Source organism: Halomonas sp. SS10-MC5, from assembly GCF_015992245.1.
Lineage (GTDB): Bacteria > Pseudomonadota > Gammaproteobacteria > Pseudomonadales > Halomonadaceae > Halomonas > Halomonas sulfidoxydans.
This window is the reverse complement of sequence record NZ_CP065435.1, coordinates 169,309-186,335: the sequence shown is the minus strand read 5'-3', so window position 1 is coordinate 186,335 and position 17,027 is coordinate 169,309. Positions and strand designations below refer to the sequence as shown.

Annotated in this window: 15 protein-coding genes; 10 read left to right on the top strand and 5 right to left on the bottom strand. The window is 67.1% G+C overall.

Annotated elements, in window-relative coordinates:
- The 3 genes from I4484_RS00855 to norR all read right to left on the bottom strand — a co-directional run bounded on the left by I4484_RS00855 (window position 1) and on the right by norR (window position 3,366).
- Window positions 1-984, bottom strand: a complete 984-nt coding sequence (locus I4484_RS00855) for an ABC transporter substrate-binding protein (protein WP_197449191.1) — start codon at window positions 982-984, stop codon at window positions 1-3.
- The gene (locus I4484_RS00850; RefSeq protein WP_197449190.1) at window positions 981-1,757 is read right to left on the bottom strand and encodes an ABC transporter ATP-binding protein; all 777 of its coding nucleotides are present in this window, start codon (window positions 1,755-1,757) and stop codon (window positions 981-983) included. The genes I4484_RS00855 and I4484_RS00850 overlap by 4 nt, the downstream gene beginning before the upstream one ends.
- Window positions 1,758-1,845: 88 nt before the next feature.
- The gene (gene norR, locus I4484_RS00845; RefSeq protein WP_197449189.1) at window positions 1,846-3,366 is read right to left on the bottom strand and encodes a nitric oxide reductase transcriptional regulator NorR; all 1,521 of its coding nucleotides are present in this window, start codon (window positions 3,364-3,366) and stop codon (window positions 1,846-1,848) included.
- Window positions 3,367-3,510: 144 nt separating this feature from the next.
- Between norR and ytfE the strand changes: the two genes are divergently transcribed.
- Together ytfE and I4484_RS20945 are read left to right on the top strand one after the other, a co-directional pair.
- Window positions 3,511-4,164, top strand: a complete 654-nt coding sequence (ytfE, locus tag I4484_RS00840; RefSeq protein WP_197449188.1) for an iron-sulfur cluster repair protein YtfE — start codon at window positions 3,511-3,513, stop codon at window positions 4,162-4,164.
- Between the two features lie 82 nt (window positions 4,165-4,246).
- Entirely contained in the window at window positions 4,247-5,332 is a 1,086-nt protein-coding gene (locus tag I4484_RS20945; RefSeq protein ID WP_276571214.1) for a methyl-accepting chemotaxis protein, read from the top strand.
- 71 nt (window positions 5,333-5,403) lie between these two features.
- Here the strand turns inward: I4484_RS20945 and hemN are convergent, their stop codons facing one another.
- Together hemN and I4484_RS00825 are read right to left on the bottom strand one after the other, a co-directional pair.
- Window positions 5,404-6,789: an oxygen-independent coproporphyrinogen III oxidase gene (gene hemN, locus I4484_RS00830; protein ID WP_197449186.1), complete on the bottom strand. Its 1,386-nt coding sequence runs from the start codon at window positions 6,787-6,789 to the stop codon at window positions 5,404-5,406.
- A 111-nt stretch (window positions 6,790-6,900) separates the two neighbouring features.
- The gene (locus I4484_RS00825) at window positions 6,901-8,085 is read right to left on the bottom strand and encodes an NnrS family protein (RefSeq protein WP_197449185.1); all 1,185 of its coding nucleotides are present in this window, start codon (window positions 8,083-8,085) and stop codon (window positions 6,901-6,903) included.
- A 64-nt stretch (window positions 8,086-8,149) separates the two neighbouring features.
- Between I4484_RS00825 and I4484_RS00820 the strand changes: the two genes are divergently transcribed.
- The 8 genes from I4484_RS00820 to I4484_RS00785 all read left to right on the top strand — a co-directional run bounded on the left by I4484_RS00820 (window position 8,150) and on the right by I4484_RS00785 (window position 17,016).
- Window positions 8,150-8,572, top strand: coding sequence for a YbaN family protein (locus tag I4484_RS00820; protein WP_197449184.1), 423 nt, complete (start codon window positions 8,150-8,152; stop codon window positions 8,570-8,572).
- Window positions 8,573-8,614: 42 nt separating this feature from the next.
- Complete coding sequence (locus tag I4484_RS00815) at window positions 8,615-9,061, top strand: Rrf2 family transcriptional regulator (RefSeq protein ID WP_197449183.1); 447 nt, start codon at window positions 8,615-8,617, stop codon at window positions 9,059-9,061.
- 99 nt (window positions 9,062-9,160) lie between these two features.
- Window positions 9,161-9,472 carry a cytochrome c5 family protein gene (locus tag I4484_RS00810; RefSeq protein ID WP_197449182.1) on the top strand — a complete coding sequence of 104 codons (312 nt, stop codon included), beginning with the start codon at window positions 9,161-9,163 and terminating at the stop codon, window positions 9,470-9,472.
- 361 nt (window positions 9,473-9,833) lie between these two features.
- The gene (gene nosR / locus I4484_RS00805) at window positions 9,834-11,975 is read left to right on the top strand and encodes a transcriptional regulator NosR (RefSeq protein ID WP_234283663.1); all 2,142 of its coding nucleotides are present in this window, start codon (window positions 9,834-9,836) and stop codon (window positions 11,973-11,975) included.
- 3 nt (window positions 11,976-11,978) lie between these two features.
- The gene (nosZ, locus tag I4484_RS00800) at window positions 11,979-13,853 is read left to right on the top strand and encodes a TAT-dependent nitrous-oxide reductase (RefSeq protein WP_197449181.1); all 1,875 of its coding nucleotides are present in this window, start codon (window positions 11,979-11,981) and stop codon (window positions 13,851-13,853) included.
- Window positions 13,854-13,955: 102 nt separating this feature from the next.
- Complete coding sequence (locus tag I4484_RS00795; protein WP_197449180.1) at window positions 13,956-15,266, top strand: nitrous oxide reductase family maturation protein NosD; 1,311 nt, start codon at window positions 13,956-13,958, stop codon at window positions 15,264-15,266.
- Entirely contained in the window at window positions 15,263-16,195 is a 933-nt protein-coding gene (locus I4484_RS00790) for an ABC transporter ATP-binding protein (protein ID WP_197449179.1), read from the top strand. The genes I4484_RS00795 and I4484_RS00790 overlap by 4 nt, the downstream gene beginning before the upstream one ends.
- Entirely contained in the window at window positions 16,192-17,016 is an 825-nt protein-coding gene (locus I4484_RS00785; protein ID WP_197449178.1) for an ABC transporter permease, read from the top strand. The genes I4484_RS00790 and I4484_RS00785 overlap by 4 nt, the downstream gene beginning before the upstream one ends.
- Window positions 17,017-17,027: the final 11 nt, after the last annotated feature.

The window sequence follows — 17,027 nt, the reverse complement described above, 5'->3', positions numbered from 1 at the left end:
TCACAGTTCGCGCTCTTCCTGCCAGGAGAGATCGAGCAGCGCATCCACGTCGAACGCGGCTTCGCCGTCGAGGATGCCCTGGTCCTGCATGATCTCGGCTAGCTCCTTCATGCGCGCGATGTCATCGTCGGTGAGTTCGGCGCTGAAGTCGTTGGTGGCAATGGCCTGGGCGATCACCTCCTCGCTGGAAACGGTGCTGCCGTCACGCGCCTCGATCACGTCGTCGTTGACGAAGTAGTGAGTGATGTAGGGCGCGGCCTCCTCGGGCGAGTTCTCGAGCATGTCGATCGCCTCGCGTTGGGCGTCCATCGCCGCCCACAGCACGTCGCGGCGGCTCTCCAGCGTTTCGGCAGAGGTGATCACCACCATGCACGGGAAGGGCCACACTTCGCCGATCTCGTAGATCTCCTTGACCGGCGCCTGCAGCTGGGCGATGCGCGCATAGGGCTCGAACAGGAAGGCGGCATCCACGCGGCCGCCGGCCAGCGACTGCACCGCCACCGAGGGGGCCACGCCCATGATGTTGAGATCATCGGGCGACAGGCCGGCATCGGCCAGGGTCACGCCCTTGAGTACGATGTCCGCGGTACTGCCCTGCTTCTGGGATGCGAGGCTCTTGCCGGCCAGGTCGGCGACCTCGTCGATGCCGGCATCCTCGCGGGCCAGCAGCGCGTGGTAGCCGCGCTGGGCACCGCCGACGATGCGCAGGTCGGCGCCGCGGCCGGCCCAGGTGAAGGCGTTGGAGAAGCCCAGCACGCCGATGTCGAGCTGGCCGCCGACGATACCCTTGATCAGATCGGTACCGGAGCTGAATTCGATCAGCTCGGCATCGAGCCCGTACTTCTCGTAGAGTCCGGCCTCCTGGGCAAGCATCACCTGGGCGTCATCCATCACGCGCACGTAGCCGACCCGCAGCGATTCGGCAGCGGACAGCGGGGCGGCGAGCAGCAGGGACAGCAGGGGAGCGATGAGCCAGCGTGTCATTGCACGTCTCCTTTCTCGGTTTGACGTTCGGTTGCCTCGGCCTGGGTATCGATGCCGAGCAGGGAGAGCACCTCCCGGCGGATATCGGCGAAGGCGGACAGGTCGTGGGTCTTGGGGATGTGGCCGAGGTTGAACGCCTCGAGCACCCGCGCCGGGCGATGGCTGAACACCAGCACGCGGTCGGCGAGGTAGAGCGCTTCGTCGACGTCGTGGGTCACCAGCACCACGGTGGGGCGCTCCTCCTCGATCAGCTCCTTGAGCACGCTCTGCAGCGTCATCCGGGTCAGGGCGTCCAGTGCGCCGAAGGGTTCGTCGAGCAGCAGCACCTTGGGTCGGGCGATGAAGGCCCGGGCCAGCGCGCAGCGCTGACGCATGCCGCCCGAGACCTGGTGCGGATAGTACTCCTCGAAGCCGTCGAGCTTGACTCGGGCCAGCCACTGGGTGGCCTGCCGGCGTGCCTCGACCGCCGGTCGTCCCTGGAACTCCAGCGCCAGGGCAACGTTCTGCCTGAGCGTCATCCACGGGTACAGCGCATGCTCCTGGAACACCAGGGTGCGTTCGGGCGCCGGACGCTCGACCCGCTTGCCGTCGGCTCGCACTTCGCCTTCGGTGGCCGACTGCAGGCCCGCCACCATGTGCAGCAGGGTCGACTTGCCGCAGCCGGACGGGCCGACCAGGGCAACGATCTCGCCGTCGCGAATGGTGGTGTCGAAAGTGTCGATCACCCTCAGGTCGCCGAAGGACTTGGTGACCCGTTCGAACTGAAGCTGCATATGAGCGTCCGGAACAAAGATATATTCAAAAATGGAATACTAGATAGTTCAGTATATAACCAGACAGACAGTCTTGAAAAGCCGAAGGCTACTTCATTCCCAACCGCCTGGCCAGCTTGTGCAGGTTGCTGGGATCGACCTCGAGGGAGCGGGCGGCCTTCGCCCAGCTACCGTCGCAGGCCGCCACGGCGCGACGGATGGCGTGGCGCTGCACCTCGGCGACCTGCGCCCTGAGCGTCGGCCCCGCCTCGGCCGCCTCCGGCACGCAGGGCTCCGGGGCCCCGGCCGGCTGGCCGACGGGCAGGTCGAGCCACTCTGGCACGAGGGTGACGATGTCGTCGCGTCGTGCGCCCTGGCCCAGCGCCTTGATCGCCGCGCGGCTGATCACGTGCTCCAGTTCACGCACGTTGCCCGGCCAGGGGTAATCGAGCAGCGCCGCCTCCGCCGCTGCCGCCAGGCGCAGGCTACGCACCCCGAGCCGGGCCCGGTTGATCTCGAGGAAGTGACCGGCCAGCACCAGCACGTCGCTGTCGCGCTCGCGCAGCGGCGGGATCGCCACCGGGTAGACCGACAGGCGGTGATAGAGATCGGCGCGAAAGTGGCCGTCGCGCACGCCGTCGGCCAGATGACGGTTGGTGGCAGCAATGATGCGCACGTCGACCCGGCGCGGGGTATCCTCGCCCAGCCGCTGGATCTCGCCGTTCTGCAGCGCACGCAGCAGCTTGGCCTGGATCGCCAGCGGCAGCTCGCCCACCTCGTCGAGGAACAGCGTACCGCCGTCCGCGGCCTCGAAGCGCCCCGCCCGGTCGGCGGTGGCGCCGGAAAAGGCCCCCTTCACGTGGCCGAACAGCTCGCTCTCGGCCAGCGTCTCGGGCAGCGCCGCGCAGTTGACCTGTATCAGCGGCTGCTCACGGCGCGGCGAGCGCTGGTGCAGGCGCCGGGCGAACAGCTCCTTGCCCACGCCGGTCTCACCGCTGAGCAGCACCGGCAGGTCGGCGTCCGCCACCACGTCGAGCTCCCGCAGCAGGCGCTGCAGCACCGCACTGTGGCCCAGGATCTCGCCTCCCTCTCGCGGTTCGGCATGCGCGTGCGCGCCTTGGTGCGCCATGCGCAGCGCCCGCACCTCCTGCTCCAGGCGCGAGACCCGTACCGCGGCCTCGGCCAGCAGGGCATAGCGCTCGAGCAGGAGGCAGGCCGCCTCGTCGAAGGTACCGGCCGACAGCGCATCCAGCGTCAGCACGCCCCAGGTCTCGCCCTCCACGTGCAGGCTGATGCCCATGCAGTCATGCACGTGGAGGGGCTCGCCGGGCTGCTGCTCGACCAGGCCGTCGTAGGGGTCGGGCAGGGCCGAATCCGGCGGAAACAGGGTCGAACGGCGGCTGGCGAGAATCGCCGCCAGGCGCGGATGGCGTGCCACCTCGAAGCGCCGGCCGAGCGCCTCGCGCACCAGGCCGTCCAGGGCCACCGGGGCCAGCACGTCGTCCTGCAGTCGCAGCAGGCACACCGCGCCGCAGCAGAAGCCCTCGCGCAGGGTGCGCACCAGGCGCTGCAGGCGCACGGCACTGGGCAGGTCAGCGGCGAGGTCGGCGAGAAGCGAGTGATCAAGCATGGTGGAATCTACCCAAACGAGGTGAAAAACACCTTACCTGAACAGGGTATTTTTTACCATTAAATCCACAAGTTGTTGAAAAATCAGAACTGGCACGCCGATTGCTCTAGGCAGGGTGTCCTTCACCCTTCGAGGAGTACCACCATGAATTTGCTCGAACAGACCGTCGGCCGCATCGCCCTGTCGCTGCCCGGCGCCACCCGTGTCTTCCATACCCACAACATCGACTTCTGCTGCGGCGGGCGCATCAGCCTGCAGCAGGCGGCCGAGCGCGCCGGCCTGCGCCTCGACAAGCTGATTGCCGAGCTCGAGGCGCTGCCGGCCGTCAGCAGCGAACAGCGCGACTGGCGTGAGGCCAGCAACGACGAGCTGATCGATCACATTCTTACCCGCTATCACGACGTGCACCGCGAACAGCTCCCCGAGCTGATCCGCATGGCGCGGCGGGTGGAGCAGGTCCACGGCGACCGCGACAACTGCCCCAACGGCCTCGCCGACCTGCTGCTGGTGATCTATCAGGAAATGGAGAGCCACATGCAGAAGGAGGAGCAGATCCTCTTCCCCATGCTGCGCCGCGGCCTCGGCGCCCAGGCCCAGGGACCGATCGCGGTAATGCGCCACGAGCACGACGACCACGGCGAGAACCTCGAGCAGGTGATGCGGCTCACCGACGACATCACCCCGCCCAAGGGCGCCTGTACCACCTGGCGTGCCCTCTATACCGGCCTGCGCGAGTTCCGCGAAGACCTGATGGAGCACATCCATCTGGAGAACAACCTGCTGTTCGAACGCGTTTGAAGCTCTCATGCTCGCCCCTCGCCCGCCGTCAGGCGGGCGTCTCTCCCCATTCGATGAGTCCTACCTGACGACAGGAGACGCCATGCGACTCTGGCAACGAGCCCAGCCCGGGGCTGGCGACACTGCAGCACTCCTCCAGGAGCGAGAACGCTTGCAGGCTCGCGTCGAGAATCTCGAGGCGGAGCGCCAAATCCACCATCAGCTCTTCACCAACCTCACCGGCTTCGGCCATTCGCTGGTCGCCCTGCGCGAGTCCTTCTCGGAGCTTTCCGGACTACTCGTCAGCAACCAGCGCGTGAGCGACCATACCGCACAGGAATCGCGGCACAGCCAGCAAGCCCTAACCGGCATGGTTGAGGAGCTGCGCGGCCTCAATCAGCGTATCGGCCGCGCCGCCGAACAAGTCAGCACGCTGCGCGGTGATGCCGACAGAATCGGCGACTTCGTGCATCTCATCGAGGAGATATCGCTGCAGACCACGCTGCTGGCCTTCAATGCCAGCATCGAAGCCGCTCGTGCCGGCGATGCCGGGCGCGGGTTCGCCGTCGTGGCCACCGAGGTCCGCGAGCTCGCCACACGCACCGGCGGTGCCACCGAGCAGATCGGCGGATTGACCGGCAACATCCTCGCCCAGACGGGCAGCGTGGACTCGACCATGCACCATAATGCCAGCGAAGCCGAGCGGCTGAGCAGCGAGGCCAGCCAGGTGATGCAACGAACCGAGCATCTGCTGTCGCTGAGTGAGGAGAGCAGCCAGGCCCTGGCTTTTTCCGCCATGCTGAGCGAAGTGGAACTGGCCAACCTGGAGGAGCTCGAGGTAAAGCTGGCGGTCTATCGCATCCTGATGGGGCTCTCTTCAGCCACGGCGGACGAATTGCCCGACGAGACCCAATGTGCGCTGGGGCGCTGGTACTACGCCGGTACTGGCAGCGCTCGCTTCCGCGATGACGAGGATTTCCGCGCCTTGGAGCTGCCGCATCGCGAAGTGCATCGGCAGGCGATCGAAGCCGTCAGGCGGTTCCACGCCGGCGAGACGCATGCGGCCATGCAGGCACTGGCGAAAATGGAGTCGGCCAACCTCGACGTGATGCAGCGCCTGCGCTACATCATGCGCAAGTATCGCCCCACAAGCGAAACCTTGGCGTTGCCCCTCTCGCTCCCTGCCTGAGAGGCGTACAAGGCCGCCCCCAAGCGGCAACCGAGCGGCGTCACCAGACGCCGCTGGTCCTTTGCGGTGGCTTACACCGTCCGTGAGAAGCGGCCCTCGTTGGGCCTGAGGTAGGCGTCGAAGGCCATCGCCATGTTGCGCATCATCAGGCGCCCGGCGGGCAGCACCTCGATGGCGTCGTCGCGGATCGTCAGCAGGCCGTCCCCCTGCATCTCCTCGAGTTCGCCGAGGGCATCGGCGAAGTAGTCGCGGAAGGCGATGTCGTGGCGCGCCTCGATGGCGGCGAAATCGATGTGGCCGTGGCACATCAGCGCGTTGATCACGTCGCGGCGCAGGCGGTCGTCGTCGTTGAGGCGATAGCCGCGCATCACCGGCAGCCGCCCGCTCTCCAGGCGCGCCTGGTACTGGGCGGTCTCCTTGACGTTCTGGCTGTAGCTGTCGCCGACCTTGCCGATGGAGGTGATGCCCAGGCCGATCATGTCGCAGTCGGCGTGGGTGGAGTAGCCCTGGAAGTTGCGCTGCAGCGTGCCGTTCTCCCTGGCCAGAGTCAGCTCGTCCTCGGGCAGGGCAAAGTGATCCATGCCGATGTAGACGTAGCCGGCCGCGGTCAGGCGGCGGATGGTCAATTCCAGCAGCTCCAGCTTACGCTCCGGCGGCGGCATGTCCTCGGGGCGGATCAGGCGCTGGGCCTTGAACAGCTCCGGCAGGTGGGCATAGCTGTAGGCGGCGATACGATCCGGGCGCAGGGCGATGATCTTCGTCAGGGTGGCGTCGAAGCTGGCTACCGTCTGCAGCGGCAGGCCGTAGATCAGGTCGACGCTGACCGACTGGAAGCCGGCCTCACGGGCGGCGGCCACCAGCTCGATGACTTGCTCCTCGCTCTGCACGCGGTTGACCGCCTTCTGCACGTCGGGGTCGAAATCCTGGACGCCGAAGCTCAGCCGGTTGAAGCCGAGGCCGTGCAGCTCGTGGATCTGGCTTGGCGTGACCGTGCGTGGATCGACTTCCAGTGAAAACTCCCGCGCCGCAGGCTCGGCGAAGTGGAAGGCCTCATCGAGGGCCGCCATCAGCTCGCCGAGCTGGGCGTTGCTGAGGTAGGTGGGGGTGCCGCCGCCCAGGTGCAGTTGGGTCATGCGCCGGGTCTCGTCGAACAGCGCCCCCTGCACGCGGATTTCCTGCTTCAGCCACTCGAGGTATTCGGCCGCCCGCTCGGTGTTGTGGGTGATGATCTTGTTGCAGGCGCAGTAGTAGCACAGGCTCTTGCAGAACGGGATGTGCACGTAGACCGACAGCGGCTTGGGCGCGGCGACGCGGTTGCTGCGCTCTGCGGCGGCACGGTAGTCGTCCTCGGCGAAGGCCGCGTGGAACTGGGGTGCGGTCGGATAGGACGTATAGCGGGGACCCGGGCGGTCGTACTTCTCCACCAGCGGGCGGTTGAACAGCAGATCGTCTTGCATGATCGGAACAGCCTCTTGAAACCACGGCATGGAGCGTGCCATGCCAATGCCTGTGAGTATGACACCGGCCGCTGGCACCGTCTCGACAGCTCGCCCCTCTCTTGTCTCGGGTCAAGTTTGTCGGTTTCGCGTCGCGGCCGGCATCGCGTCCACCAGCCTCAGCCAGCGGCGCAGCCGCCAGGCCACCAGCAGCCAGCCCAGGCCCCAGCTCAGGGCCGAGGCCCACAGCAGCGCCAGCCAGGCGCTGCCGGCCTCGATCGCCCATAGCCGCAGCACTGCCGCCACGGCGAACAGCCCGGCCAGGGGCAGCAGCGCCCATTCCTGCTCAGGGCGGCGTTTCGCCCGCAGAATCACGTGGCGCAGCATGATGCCGCTGGCAAGCGTACCCAGCGCCCCGACGGTGAAAGCGTGCAGCGCCGTGCTGGCGTGCTGTGGCGCCCACCAGTTGCGGGCCAGCAGGACCAGCCCGATGGCGATCCAGGCGTAGCCCAGCATCAGCACCAGCAGGTCGGGCCTGGCACGACATCGGACCGGCTGCCAGCCACGGATGCGCCACAGCACCAGCACGCCCGACGCCAGCACCAGCAGGGCTGCCAGCGGATGCAATGGCTCCCACGGCGCCAGAAAGGCCGCCAGCCCCAGCAGCACGATCAGCGCCCCCTCGATGCGCGGCTGCACGCCGGCGCCGGCCTGACGGCAAGTCTGGATCAGGTAGCCGTTGACCGCCGGCGCGATGACACGGCCACCCATGAAGGTCATCAGCAGCACCAGCCACAGCACGCTCTGGTGCATCAGGGGTGCGGTGGTCGGCATGTCGTCGAGGTAGCGCCAGGTCAGGGTCACCACCGCCAGCAGACAGAGCATGCCCAATAGCGGCGAGAGCAGCCGGTTGCGCCACTTCTTGGCGGCGATGAAGCGCGGCACCAGGCGGGCGGCCAGCCACAGGGCGAACACACCATCGGCCAGCGAGGCTACGACCGCCCCCGGCCAGTCCAGCACGCCCAGCCGCCCCACCAGCCACAAGGCCACCAGCATGCCCAGCTGGCGCCGCGGCAGGGGTCCCAGCAGGTAGCCGGCGATGACCGCCAGGGCGAAGCCGAACAACATTTCGCGAGCGTGGGCCGCCGGCGACGCCAGCTGCACCGGCGCCCAGCCATGGAACAGCGCCAGCAGGGAGAGCGGCGCCATCAGGGCGGCATGCAGCGCCGCCAGCGGGAACAGCCAGCGCCAGGCGGGGAGCCGGAGGGCAACGGCGTCGGCCGCATCGATGCCGGACTTGGCAAGAACATTAAACATGTATATAAAATACTACTTAGAGGCGTTGCTGAAAACCGCTTCGCTGTCCTATCGCGAGGATGCCATGAGAAACACTTTGGTAGGCCTTGGCTGGCGCACACTGGCCTATGTCAGTATCGGCCTGGGAGCCGCCGGTCTGGTGGTGCCGCTACTGCCGACCACGCCGTTCCTGCTACTGGCCGCCTGGGCGGCGCCCAAGGCGTCACCGCGCCTGGCGCACTGGTTGTGGCAGCATCCACGGATGGGGCCGATTCTGCAGGCCTGGCGGCACCAGCTGGCCGTTCCCAGGCGTGCCAAGTGGTTGACGGCGGTTCTGCTGGCCCTGAGCTGGCTGTTACTATGGCTGGGTAGCGCGCCCAACCATGTCCTGATCACAACGGCAGCGATCTTCTGTTGCGTTGTCACCTTCGTACTGACGCGACCCGATGCCACACCCCGAGGAAGCGAACGCCATCAGGTGAGCACTGCTATGATAAGAAGGTTCTAGCATACTTTAATTGATGCTTATCAAGCCACTTTCGGACTTGCCATGCACCTGACCCGCTACACCGACTATGCGCTGCGCGTGCTCATCTATCTCGCCGTCAAGGGCGAGGAGCGCTCCACGATCCATGAAATCGCGGAGAGCTTCGGCGTCTCGCGCAATCACCTGATGAAGGTGGTGCAGGATCTCAGCCATCGCGGCTATATCACCACCATCCGCGGCAAGAACGGCGGCCTCCTGCTCAACCGCGCCCCGGAAGAGATCACCCTCGGCGCACTGGTGCGGGCCACCGAGCACGAACTCGGCCTGGTAGAGTGCTTCCGCGACAGCAACGACTGCGTCATCACGCCGGCCTGCCGGCTCAAGCCGATTCTCAATGAGGCGATGGACGCCTTCATGGGCGTCCTCGACCAATATACCTTGGCCGACATGCTCGGCAAGCGGCAGCCACAACTCGCCCGCTTGATGCAGATCGCCACCAGTTCCAACTGAGTGTGCCAAGATTCGTCATGGCGCTCTAACGTAACCAGATGTCAGCGAGCTCTCGCTCCGCACTGGCTTCACCGTGAACCAAAAGAAACAGGAGAAACCATGAAGAAGTTGACTGCCGCCCTGTTCGCCGGCACCGCCGCCCTGGCGTTTGCCGCCACCGCCCAGGCGGAGGCCGACGGCGAAGCCGTTTACAATCAGGCCTGCATGGCCTGCCACATGACCGGTGCCGCCGGCGCCCCGATTCGCGGCGACGCCGACGCCTGGTCTGCCCGCGTGGAACAGGGCATCGATACTCTCTACACCCATGCCATCGAGGGCTTCGGCGCCATGCCGCCCAAGGGCGGCCAGATGGGCCTGAGCGACGAGGAGGTACAGGCCGCGGTTGACTTCCTGGTCGAGCCGGTGATGTAACCCCACGATCCAGCACCCCGGCGGCCAAGTCCGCCAGTGAGGCGGGGCGCCATGCCGCATCAGCGGTCATGCGCCCCGCCTTCGCCTTGTCCCTCGCAGCGCCTGCTTCCCCTTTGCGTGTCGCCATGCAGCGTCTCGCCTACTACCCCTTTGGGGTTACTCCCTCAGAGCCGAGCCGCCTTATGGGGGACATGATCCATGTCAATTCGAGCGAGTGAATCAACTGGCATGATAGCGCCATAACCGCCTGGTCAGATTCGCTCCGGGCATTTTCAAGTCGCAAAAGAAATATTCTACATGCCTGTTGAAGAGCGCCACGCGAGCGATCTTCACCGCAAGGCAGCCGTCTCAAGGAATGCCCATGCCCACCCGGCGCAGCACCCCGTCTCCCCTGGCTCCCATCTGGCTGATCGGTCTGTTGATGCTGCTGTTCTCCCTGCCGACCCTGGCCATCGAGTTGGAGCAGGTTCGCCCCGGCTTCCCCGAGGTGGCCCGCCTGAACCAGGCCGAGGGCACGCTGCCCGCCCTGACGGTGGAGGACGAGACGGGAACGCCGCTGGGCTACGTCTTCGAGAGCGTCGATATCGCCCCCATCCCCGCCTATTCGGGCAAGCCGGTCAACCTGCTGGTGGGCATCGACCTGGAGGGGCGCATCGTCCTGGCCGACATCCTCGGCCACGAGGAGCCCATCATGCTGGTGGGCATCCCCGAGACCAAGCTGGAGGGCTTCGCCGACGCGCATGTGGGCGCCCACGTCAACGATCGGCTCAAGGTCGGCGATAACCTCGATGCTATCTCCGGGGCCACCGTCACCGTCATCGTGGTCAGCGACACCATCCTGCGCGCCGCGCGCAAAGTGGCCGCCGAGCAGGGGCTGATCGCCGACCCTTCCGCCATGCCGGCGGCCCGGGTGCTCGAGGACGTCTACGCTCCCGCCGACTGGGAAACGCTCACCGGCGACGGCACCATCCGCCGTCTTCACCTGAGCCACGGCGAGGTGGACGAGACCTTCGTCGGCACGCCCGCCGAGCACTACCTGCATACGCCCCAGCCGGCGGAGCGCACCTTCATCGAGCTGTTCTACACCTACCTCAACCCGCCCACCGCCGGGCGCAACCTGCTCGGCGATAACGTCTACGAGCGGCTGATGGCCGAACTCGACGAGGGCGAGCACGCCATCGCGGTGATGGGCCGCGGCGACTATTCGTTCAAGGGCTCGGGCTACGTGCGCGGCGGCATCTTCGATCGCCTGGAACTCAGCCAGGGCAACGCCACCGTCAGCTTCCACGACCGCGACCACATCCGTCTGGGCAATCTGGCGATCGAGGGCGCGCCCGATTTCGCCGAGCGCGACATCTTCATCGTGCGCGAGAGTGCCGCCTTCGACCCGGGCCGGCCGTGGCAGCTGGAGCTGCTGGTGCGCCGCGCCTCGGGCCCGCTGGACACCGAGTTCAGCCGCTTCAGCGCCGACTACAGCGTGCCCGAGGCCTACATCGAGCGGCCCGTGCCGCCCGAGGAGGAGCCGATCTGGGTCCAGGTGTGGCGCGACAAGGCGTTCCAGATCGCCGTGCTCGGCGCCGGCCTCATGGTGCTCACCGGCATCATGCTGTTCCAGGACGTGCTGGTGCGCTACCCGCGCATCATGCGCCCGCTGCGCCTGGGCTTCCTGGTCTACACCCTGGTGTTCATCGGCTGGTACTCGCTGGCGCAGCTCTCGGTGGTCAACGTGCTCACCTTCACCAACTCGCTGATCACCGGCTTCAGCTGGGAGTCGTTCCTGATCGACCCGATGATGTTCATCCTCTGGTCGTTCGTCGCGGTGAGCCTGCTGCTGTGGGGCCGCGGCGTGTTCTGCGGCTGGCTGTGTCCGTTCGGCGCGCTGCAGGACCTGGTCAACAAGGCCGCACGCAAGCTCAAGGTGCCCCAGTTCGAGATTCCCTTCGGCCTGCACGAGCGGCTGTGGGCGATCAAGTACATCATCCTGCTGGCGCTGTTCGCCGTCTCGCTGCATTCGCTGGGGCAGGCCGAGCGCTACGCCGAGGTGGAGCCGTTCAAGACCGCCATCACCCTGCGCTTCCAGCGCGAATGGGGCTTCCTGCTCTATGCCCTGGGCCTGGTGGCGATCTCGGCCTTCACGCACAAGGCCTACTGCCGCTACGTCTGCCCGCTGGGCGCGGGGCTCGCCATCCCCGCCCGCCTGCGCCTGTTCGACTGGCTCAAGCGCCACCGCGGCAGCTGCGGCACGCCCTGCCAGATCTGCGCCAACGAATGCGAGGTGGCCGCCATCCATCCCGACGGCCACATCAACGCCAACGAGTGCCACTACTGTCTCGACTGCCAGATCACCTACCACGACGACCGCCGCTGCCCGCCGATGATCAAGCGCCGCAAGCGCTACGAGAAGGCGGCGCGCGTGTCGGGCGACAAGGGCCAGGTCGAGCTCCACGAACCCGCCAAGGCCGTCGACCGGCTGCAGCGTATTCCGACCCACCAAGAGGACTGAACCATGAGTGACAAGAAGCAGATCGAGAACCTCGGTCGCCGGCACTTCCTGCGCAACAGCGCGGTGACCGGCGTCGCCGGGGCCGGCCTGGCCAGCGGCTTCGGCGCCGGTGCGCTGATGAGCAGCCGTCAGGCCCAGGCCGCTGGCGCTGCAGCAGGCAGCGTGGCACCGGGGGAACTCGACGAATACTACGGCTTCTGGAGCGGCGGCCATTCCGGCGAAGTCCGCGTGCTGGGCGTGCCCTCCATGCGCGAGCTGATGCGCATCCCGGTATTCAACGCCGACAGCGCCACCGGCTGGGGTATCAGCAACGAGTCCCGGCGCATCCTCGGCGACTCCGCGCGCTTCCTCAACGGCGACAGCCACCACCCCCATGTCTCGATGACCGACGGCCGCTACGACGGCAAGTACCTGTTCATCAACGACAAGGCCAACACCCGCGTGGCGCGTATCCGTCTCGACATCATGAAGACGGACAAGATCACCACCATTCCCAACGTCCAGGCGATCCACGGCCTGCGCCTGCAGAAGGTGCCGCACACCAAGTACGTGTTCTGCAACGCCGAGATGCCGATCCCGCAGGTCAACGACGGCCGGGACATGGAGAACCCGGAGAACTACTGGACCATGTTCAACGCGGTGGACGCGGAGAGCATGGACGTGGCCTGGCAGGTGATCGTCGACGGCAACCTCGACAACACCGACGCCGACTATACCGGCCGCTTCGTTGCCGCGACCTGCTACAACTCCGAGAAGGGCATGACCCTCTCCGAGACCATGAGCGCCGAGCGTGACTGGGTGGTGGTGTTCGACGTCGAGGCGATCGAGGCCGCCGTCGCCGCCGGCCAGTACGAGACCCTGGGCGATTCGCCGGTGCCGGTGCTCGACGGTCGCAAGGGCTCGGCGCTGACCCGCTACATCCCGGTGCCCAAGAACCCGCACGGCCTGAACACCTCGCCGGACGGCAAGTACTTCATGGCCAACGGCAAGCTGTCGCCGACCGTGACCATCATTGCGATCGACAGGCTGCCCGAGCTGTTCAATGACGCCATCGAGCCGCGCGACACCGTGGTCGGCGAGCCCGAGCTGGGCCTGGGGCCGCTTCACACCACCTTCGACGGTCGCGGCTATGCCTACACCACGCTGTTCATCGACAGCCAGGTGGCGAAGTGGCACATCGAGGACGCCATTCGCCACTACAACGGCGAAGAGGTGAACTACATCCGCCAGAAGCTGGATGTGCACTACCAGCCCGGCCACAACCACGCCAGCCTCACCGAGTCGCGCGATGCCGACGGCAAGTGGCTGGTGGTGCTGTGCAAGTTCTCCAAGGACCGCTTCCTGCCGGTGGGCCCGCTGCGCCCCGAGAACGACCAGCTGATCGACATCAGCGGCGACGAGATGAAGCTGGTGCACGACGGCCCGACCTACGCCGAGCCGCACGACTGCATCCTGGTGCGCGCCGACCAGATCAACCCGGTGCGCGTATGGCGGCGCGACGATCCCTTCTTCGCCGATACCATCGCCATGGCCGAGGCCGATGGCGTCAACGTCGAGCGTGAGAACAAGGTCGTGCGCGACGGCAACAAGGTACGCGTCTACATGACCTCCGTGGCGCCGACGTTCGGCCTGACCGAATTCAAGGTCAAGCAGGGCGACGAGGTCACCGTGGTCATCACCAACCTCGACCAGGTGGAAGACCTGACCCACGGCTTCTGCATGGTCAACCACGGCGCGCAGATGGAGATCGGCCCGCAGCAGACCGCCAGCGTCACCTTCGTCGCCGACAAGCCCGGGGTGCACTGGTACTACTGCAACTGGTTCTGCCACGCCATGCACATGGAAATGACCGGCCGCATGCTGGTCGAGAAGGCGTGACAGGCAATGGCCAGATGACGCTCTGGCTGCCTTGAGGGCACCGGGACCAGGTTGAAGGCAAATACGGCCTGGTCCCGGCACCCTATAAGTTTGGAGAAATGCATGACCCGACGACCGATCCTCGGCGTCCTGATCCCGATTCTTGCCGCCTGGCTGAGCCTGCCGGGTGTGCTGCTGGCTGCCGACTGGCAGGCCAGCCCGGGCGAATCGCTGCAGCCGCTGGTCGAACGCGCCAGCGACGGCGACCGCCTGCTATTGCCGGCGGGCCGCTACCCCGGCCCGCTCACGATCGACCGCACCCTGACCGTCGAAGCCGAGCCCGGCGCCGTGATCGACGCCGGCGGCAACGGCCATGGCGTCATCATTACCGCCCCCGGCAGCGTGATCGACGGCCTCACCATCGAGAACTGGGGCCGCGACCTCACCGCCATGGACAGTGGCATCCTGGTGGAGCGCAGCGCCACCGGCAGCGTCATTCGCCACTCGCGCCTCACCGGCCCCGGCTTCGGCATTCGCCTCGACTCTGCCAACGAGGTGGAGGTGCGAGACAACGTCATTCGCGGCAACACCTCGCTGCGCTCGCAGGACCGCGGCAACGGCATCCACCTCTACAACGTGCAAGGCGCAAGGGTTGAGGGCAACGACATCCGCGAGGTGCGCGACGGTATCTACATCGACAGCAGCAGCCAGAGCCTGCTGCGACGCAACGTGATGGAGGACCTGCGCTACGGCGTGCATTACATGTATGCCCACGACAACCGCCTGGAACAGAACCTGACCCGCAACACCCGCACCGGCTATGCGCTGATGCAGTCGCGCCACCTGACGGTCGTCGACAACCGCTCCGAGGGCGACCTCAACTACGGCATCCTGATGAACAACATCACCTACTCGACCCTTCGCGGCAACCGTGTCGAGGGTGTACGTGCGGCAGCGGACGCGGGCGGACAGGCGCTGGTCAGCGGCAGCGAAGGCAAGGCGCTGTTCGTCTACAACGCCCAGTTCAACCGCTTCGAGGGCAACCGCCTGGCCGGCAGCGACATCGGCATCCACCTGACCGCCGGCTCCGAGGACAACACGGTGGTGAGCAACGCCTTCGTCGACAATCGCCAGCAGGTGATGTACGTCGCCACGCGCACCCAGGAGTGGTCGGAGGAGGGCCGCGGCAACTACTGGAGCGACTACCTGGGCTGGGATCTCGCCGGCGACGGGCTGGGCGACACGCCCTACGAGCCCAACGACGCCATGGACCGCCTGCTGTGGCGTTTTCCCGCGGCGCGGCTGCTGATGCACAGCCCCGCGGTGCTGACCCTGCGCTGGGTGCAGCGTCAGTTCCCCGTCTTCCGCCCTCAGGGCGTGAAGGACAGCGCCCCCCTGATGACAGAACCCGACTTCGGAGACACCGACTCATGAACGCGGTGATCGAATTCCACGGCGTGACGCGGCGCGACGGCGACGTGGTGCGCCTCGACGCCCTCGACCTCAGGGTCAGCGAGGGCGAGGTGCTCGCCCTGCTCGGCCACAACGGCGCCGGCAAGACCACCACCATGAAGCTGATCCTGGGGCTGCTCTCGCCCAGCGCCGGCGAGCTCTCCGTACTCGGCGGCGCCCCCGACGGTGCCCATGCCGAGACGCTGCGCCGCCGCCTGGGCTACCTGCCCGAGAACGTCAGCTTCTATGAACAGCTCAGCGGTCGCGAGGTGCTCGATTTCTTCGCCCGGCTCAAGCGCGTCGACCGCCGCCAGGTCGCCGACCTGCTCGAGCAGGTCGGCCTGGGCGCGGCAGCCAAGCGCCGCGTGAAGACCTACTCCAAGGGCATGCGCCAGCGCCTCGGCCTGGCCCAGGCGCTGCTCGGCGAGCCGCGCCTGCTGCTGCTCGACGAACCCACCACCGGGCTCGACCCCGCCGCCACCCGCGACTTCTACGAGACGGTACGCAGTCTGCGCGAGCGCGGCTGCACGGTGCTGCTCTCCTCCCATGTGCTGCCGGGGGTGGAGCCCTACATCGATCGCGCGCTGATCCTCGGCGGTGGCCGCCGCCTGGCGCTGGGCAGCCTCGAGACCCTGCGCGCCGAGGCCGCCCTGCCGATGACCATTCGCGCCCGCGGCCGGCTCGAGGGCGCCGACTGGCAGCGGCCCTGGAACGACACGCGCATCCAGGCGCGGCCGCTCAACGGCCACGAGGTGTCGCTCTCGGTGCCCGCCGATGCCAAGCTCGCCGTGCTGCGCCACCTTTCCACGCACCCCGGGGTCGAGGACATCGAGCTGCTGCCGCCTACCTTGGAACACCTCTACACCCATTTCTCCGCCGGGCTCGCCCCCGTCCAAGGAGAGGTTCGATGAACGCCATCCTGACACTGGCCGGCAAGGAGTTCCGCGACGGCCTGCGCAACCGCTGGGTGCTGGCCATTACCCTGGTGCTGGCCCTGCTCGCCGTGGGCATCGCCTGGTTCGGCGCCGCGGCCAGCGGCGGGCTGGGCTTCACCTCGCTGGCCACCACGCTGGTGAGCCTCGCCACCCTGGCAGTGTTCCTGATCCCGCTGATCGCCCTGCTGCTGGCCTACGACGCCGTGGTCGGCGAGCAGGAGGCGGGTACCCTGCTGCTGCTGCTCACCTACCCGGTGAGTCGCACCGCGCTGCTGCTGGGCAAGTTCCTCGGCCACGGCCTGATCCTGGGCAGCGCCACGGCGCTCGGCTTCGGCATCGCCGGCGCGGTGATCGCCGTGGGCGCGGAGGGCGTCGCACTTGGCGAACTCGCCGCCGGCATGGGCCTGCTGATTGCCAGCAGCGTGCTGCTGGGCTGGGTGTTCATCGCCTTCGCCTACCTGATCAGCGTGTGGGTGAGCGAGAAGGCCCGCGCCGCCGGCCTGGCGTTGGTGGTGTGGTTCCTGTTCGTGCTGGTGTTCGACCTGGGCCTGCTGGCGCTGCTGGTCAGCGTCAAGCAGGGTGGCGACTGGCTGCCCTGGCTGCTGCTGCTCAACCCCACGGAGCTGTTCCGCCTGATCAACCTGGCTGGCTTCGAGGCGGCGCGCAGCTACACCGGCCTGACCTCCATCGCCGAGGGCGGCGCCTTCCGCCCCGCCGTGCTGCTGCCGCTGCTGATGGCCTGGGTGCTGGTGCCCCTGGGCTTGGCGCTGATGCGCTTCCGTCACCGCTCGGCCTGAGCCCGCTTATT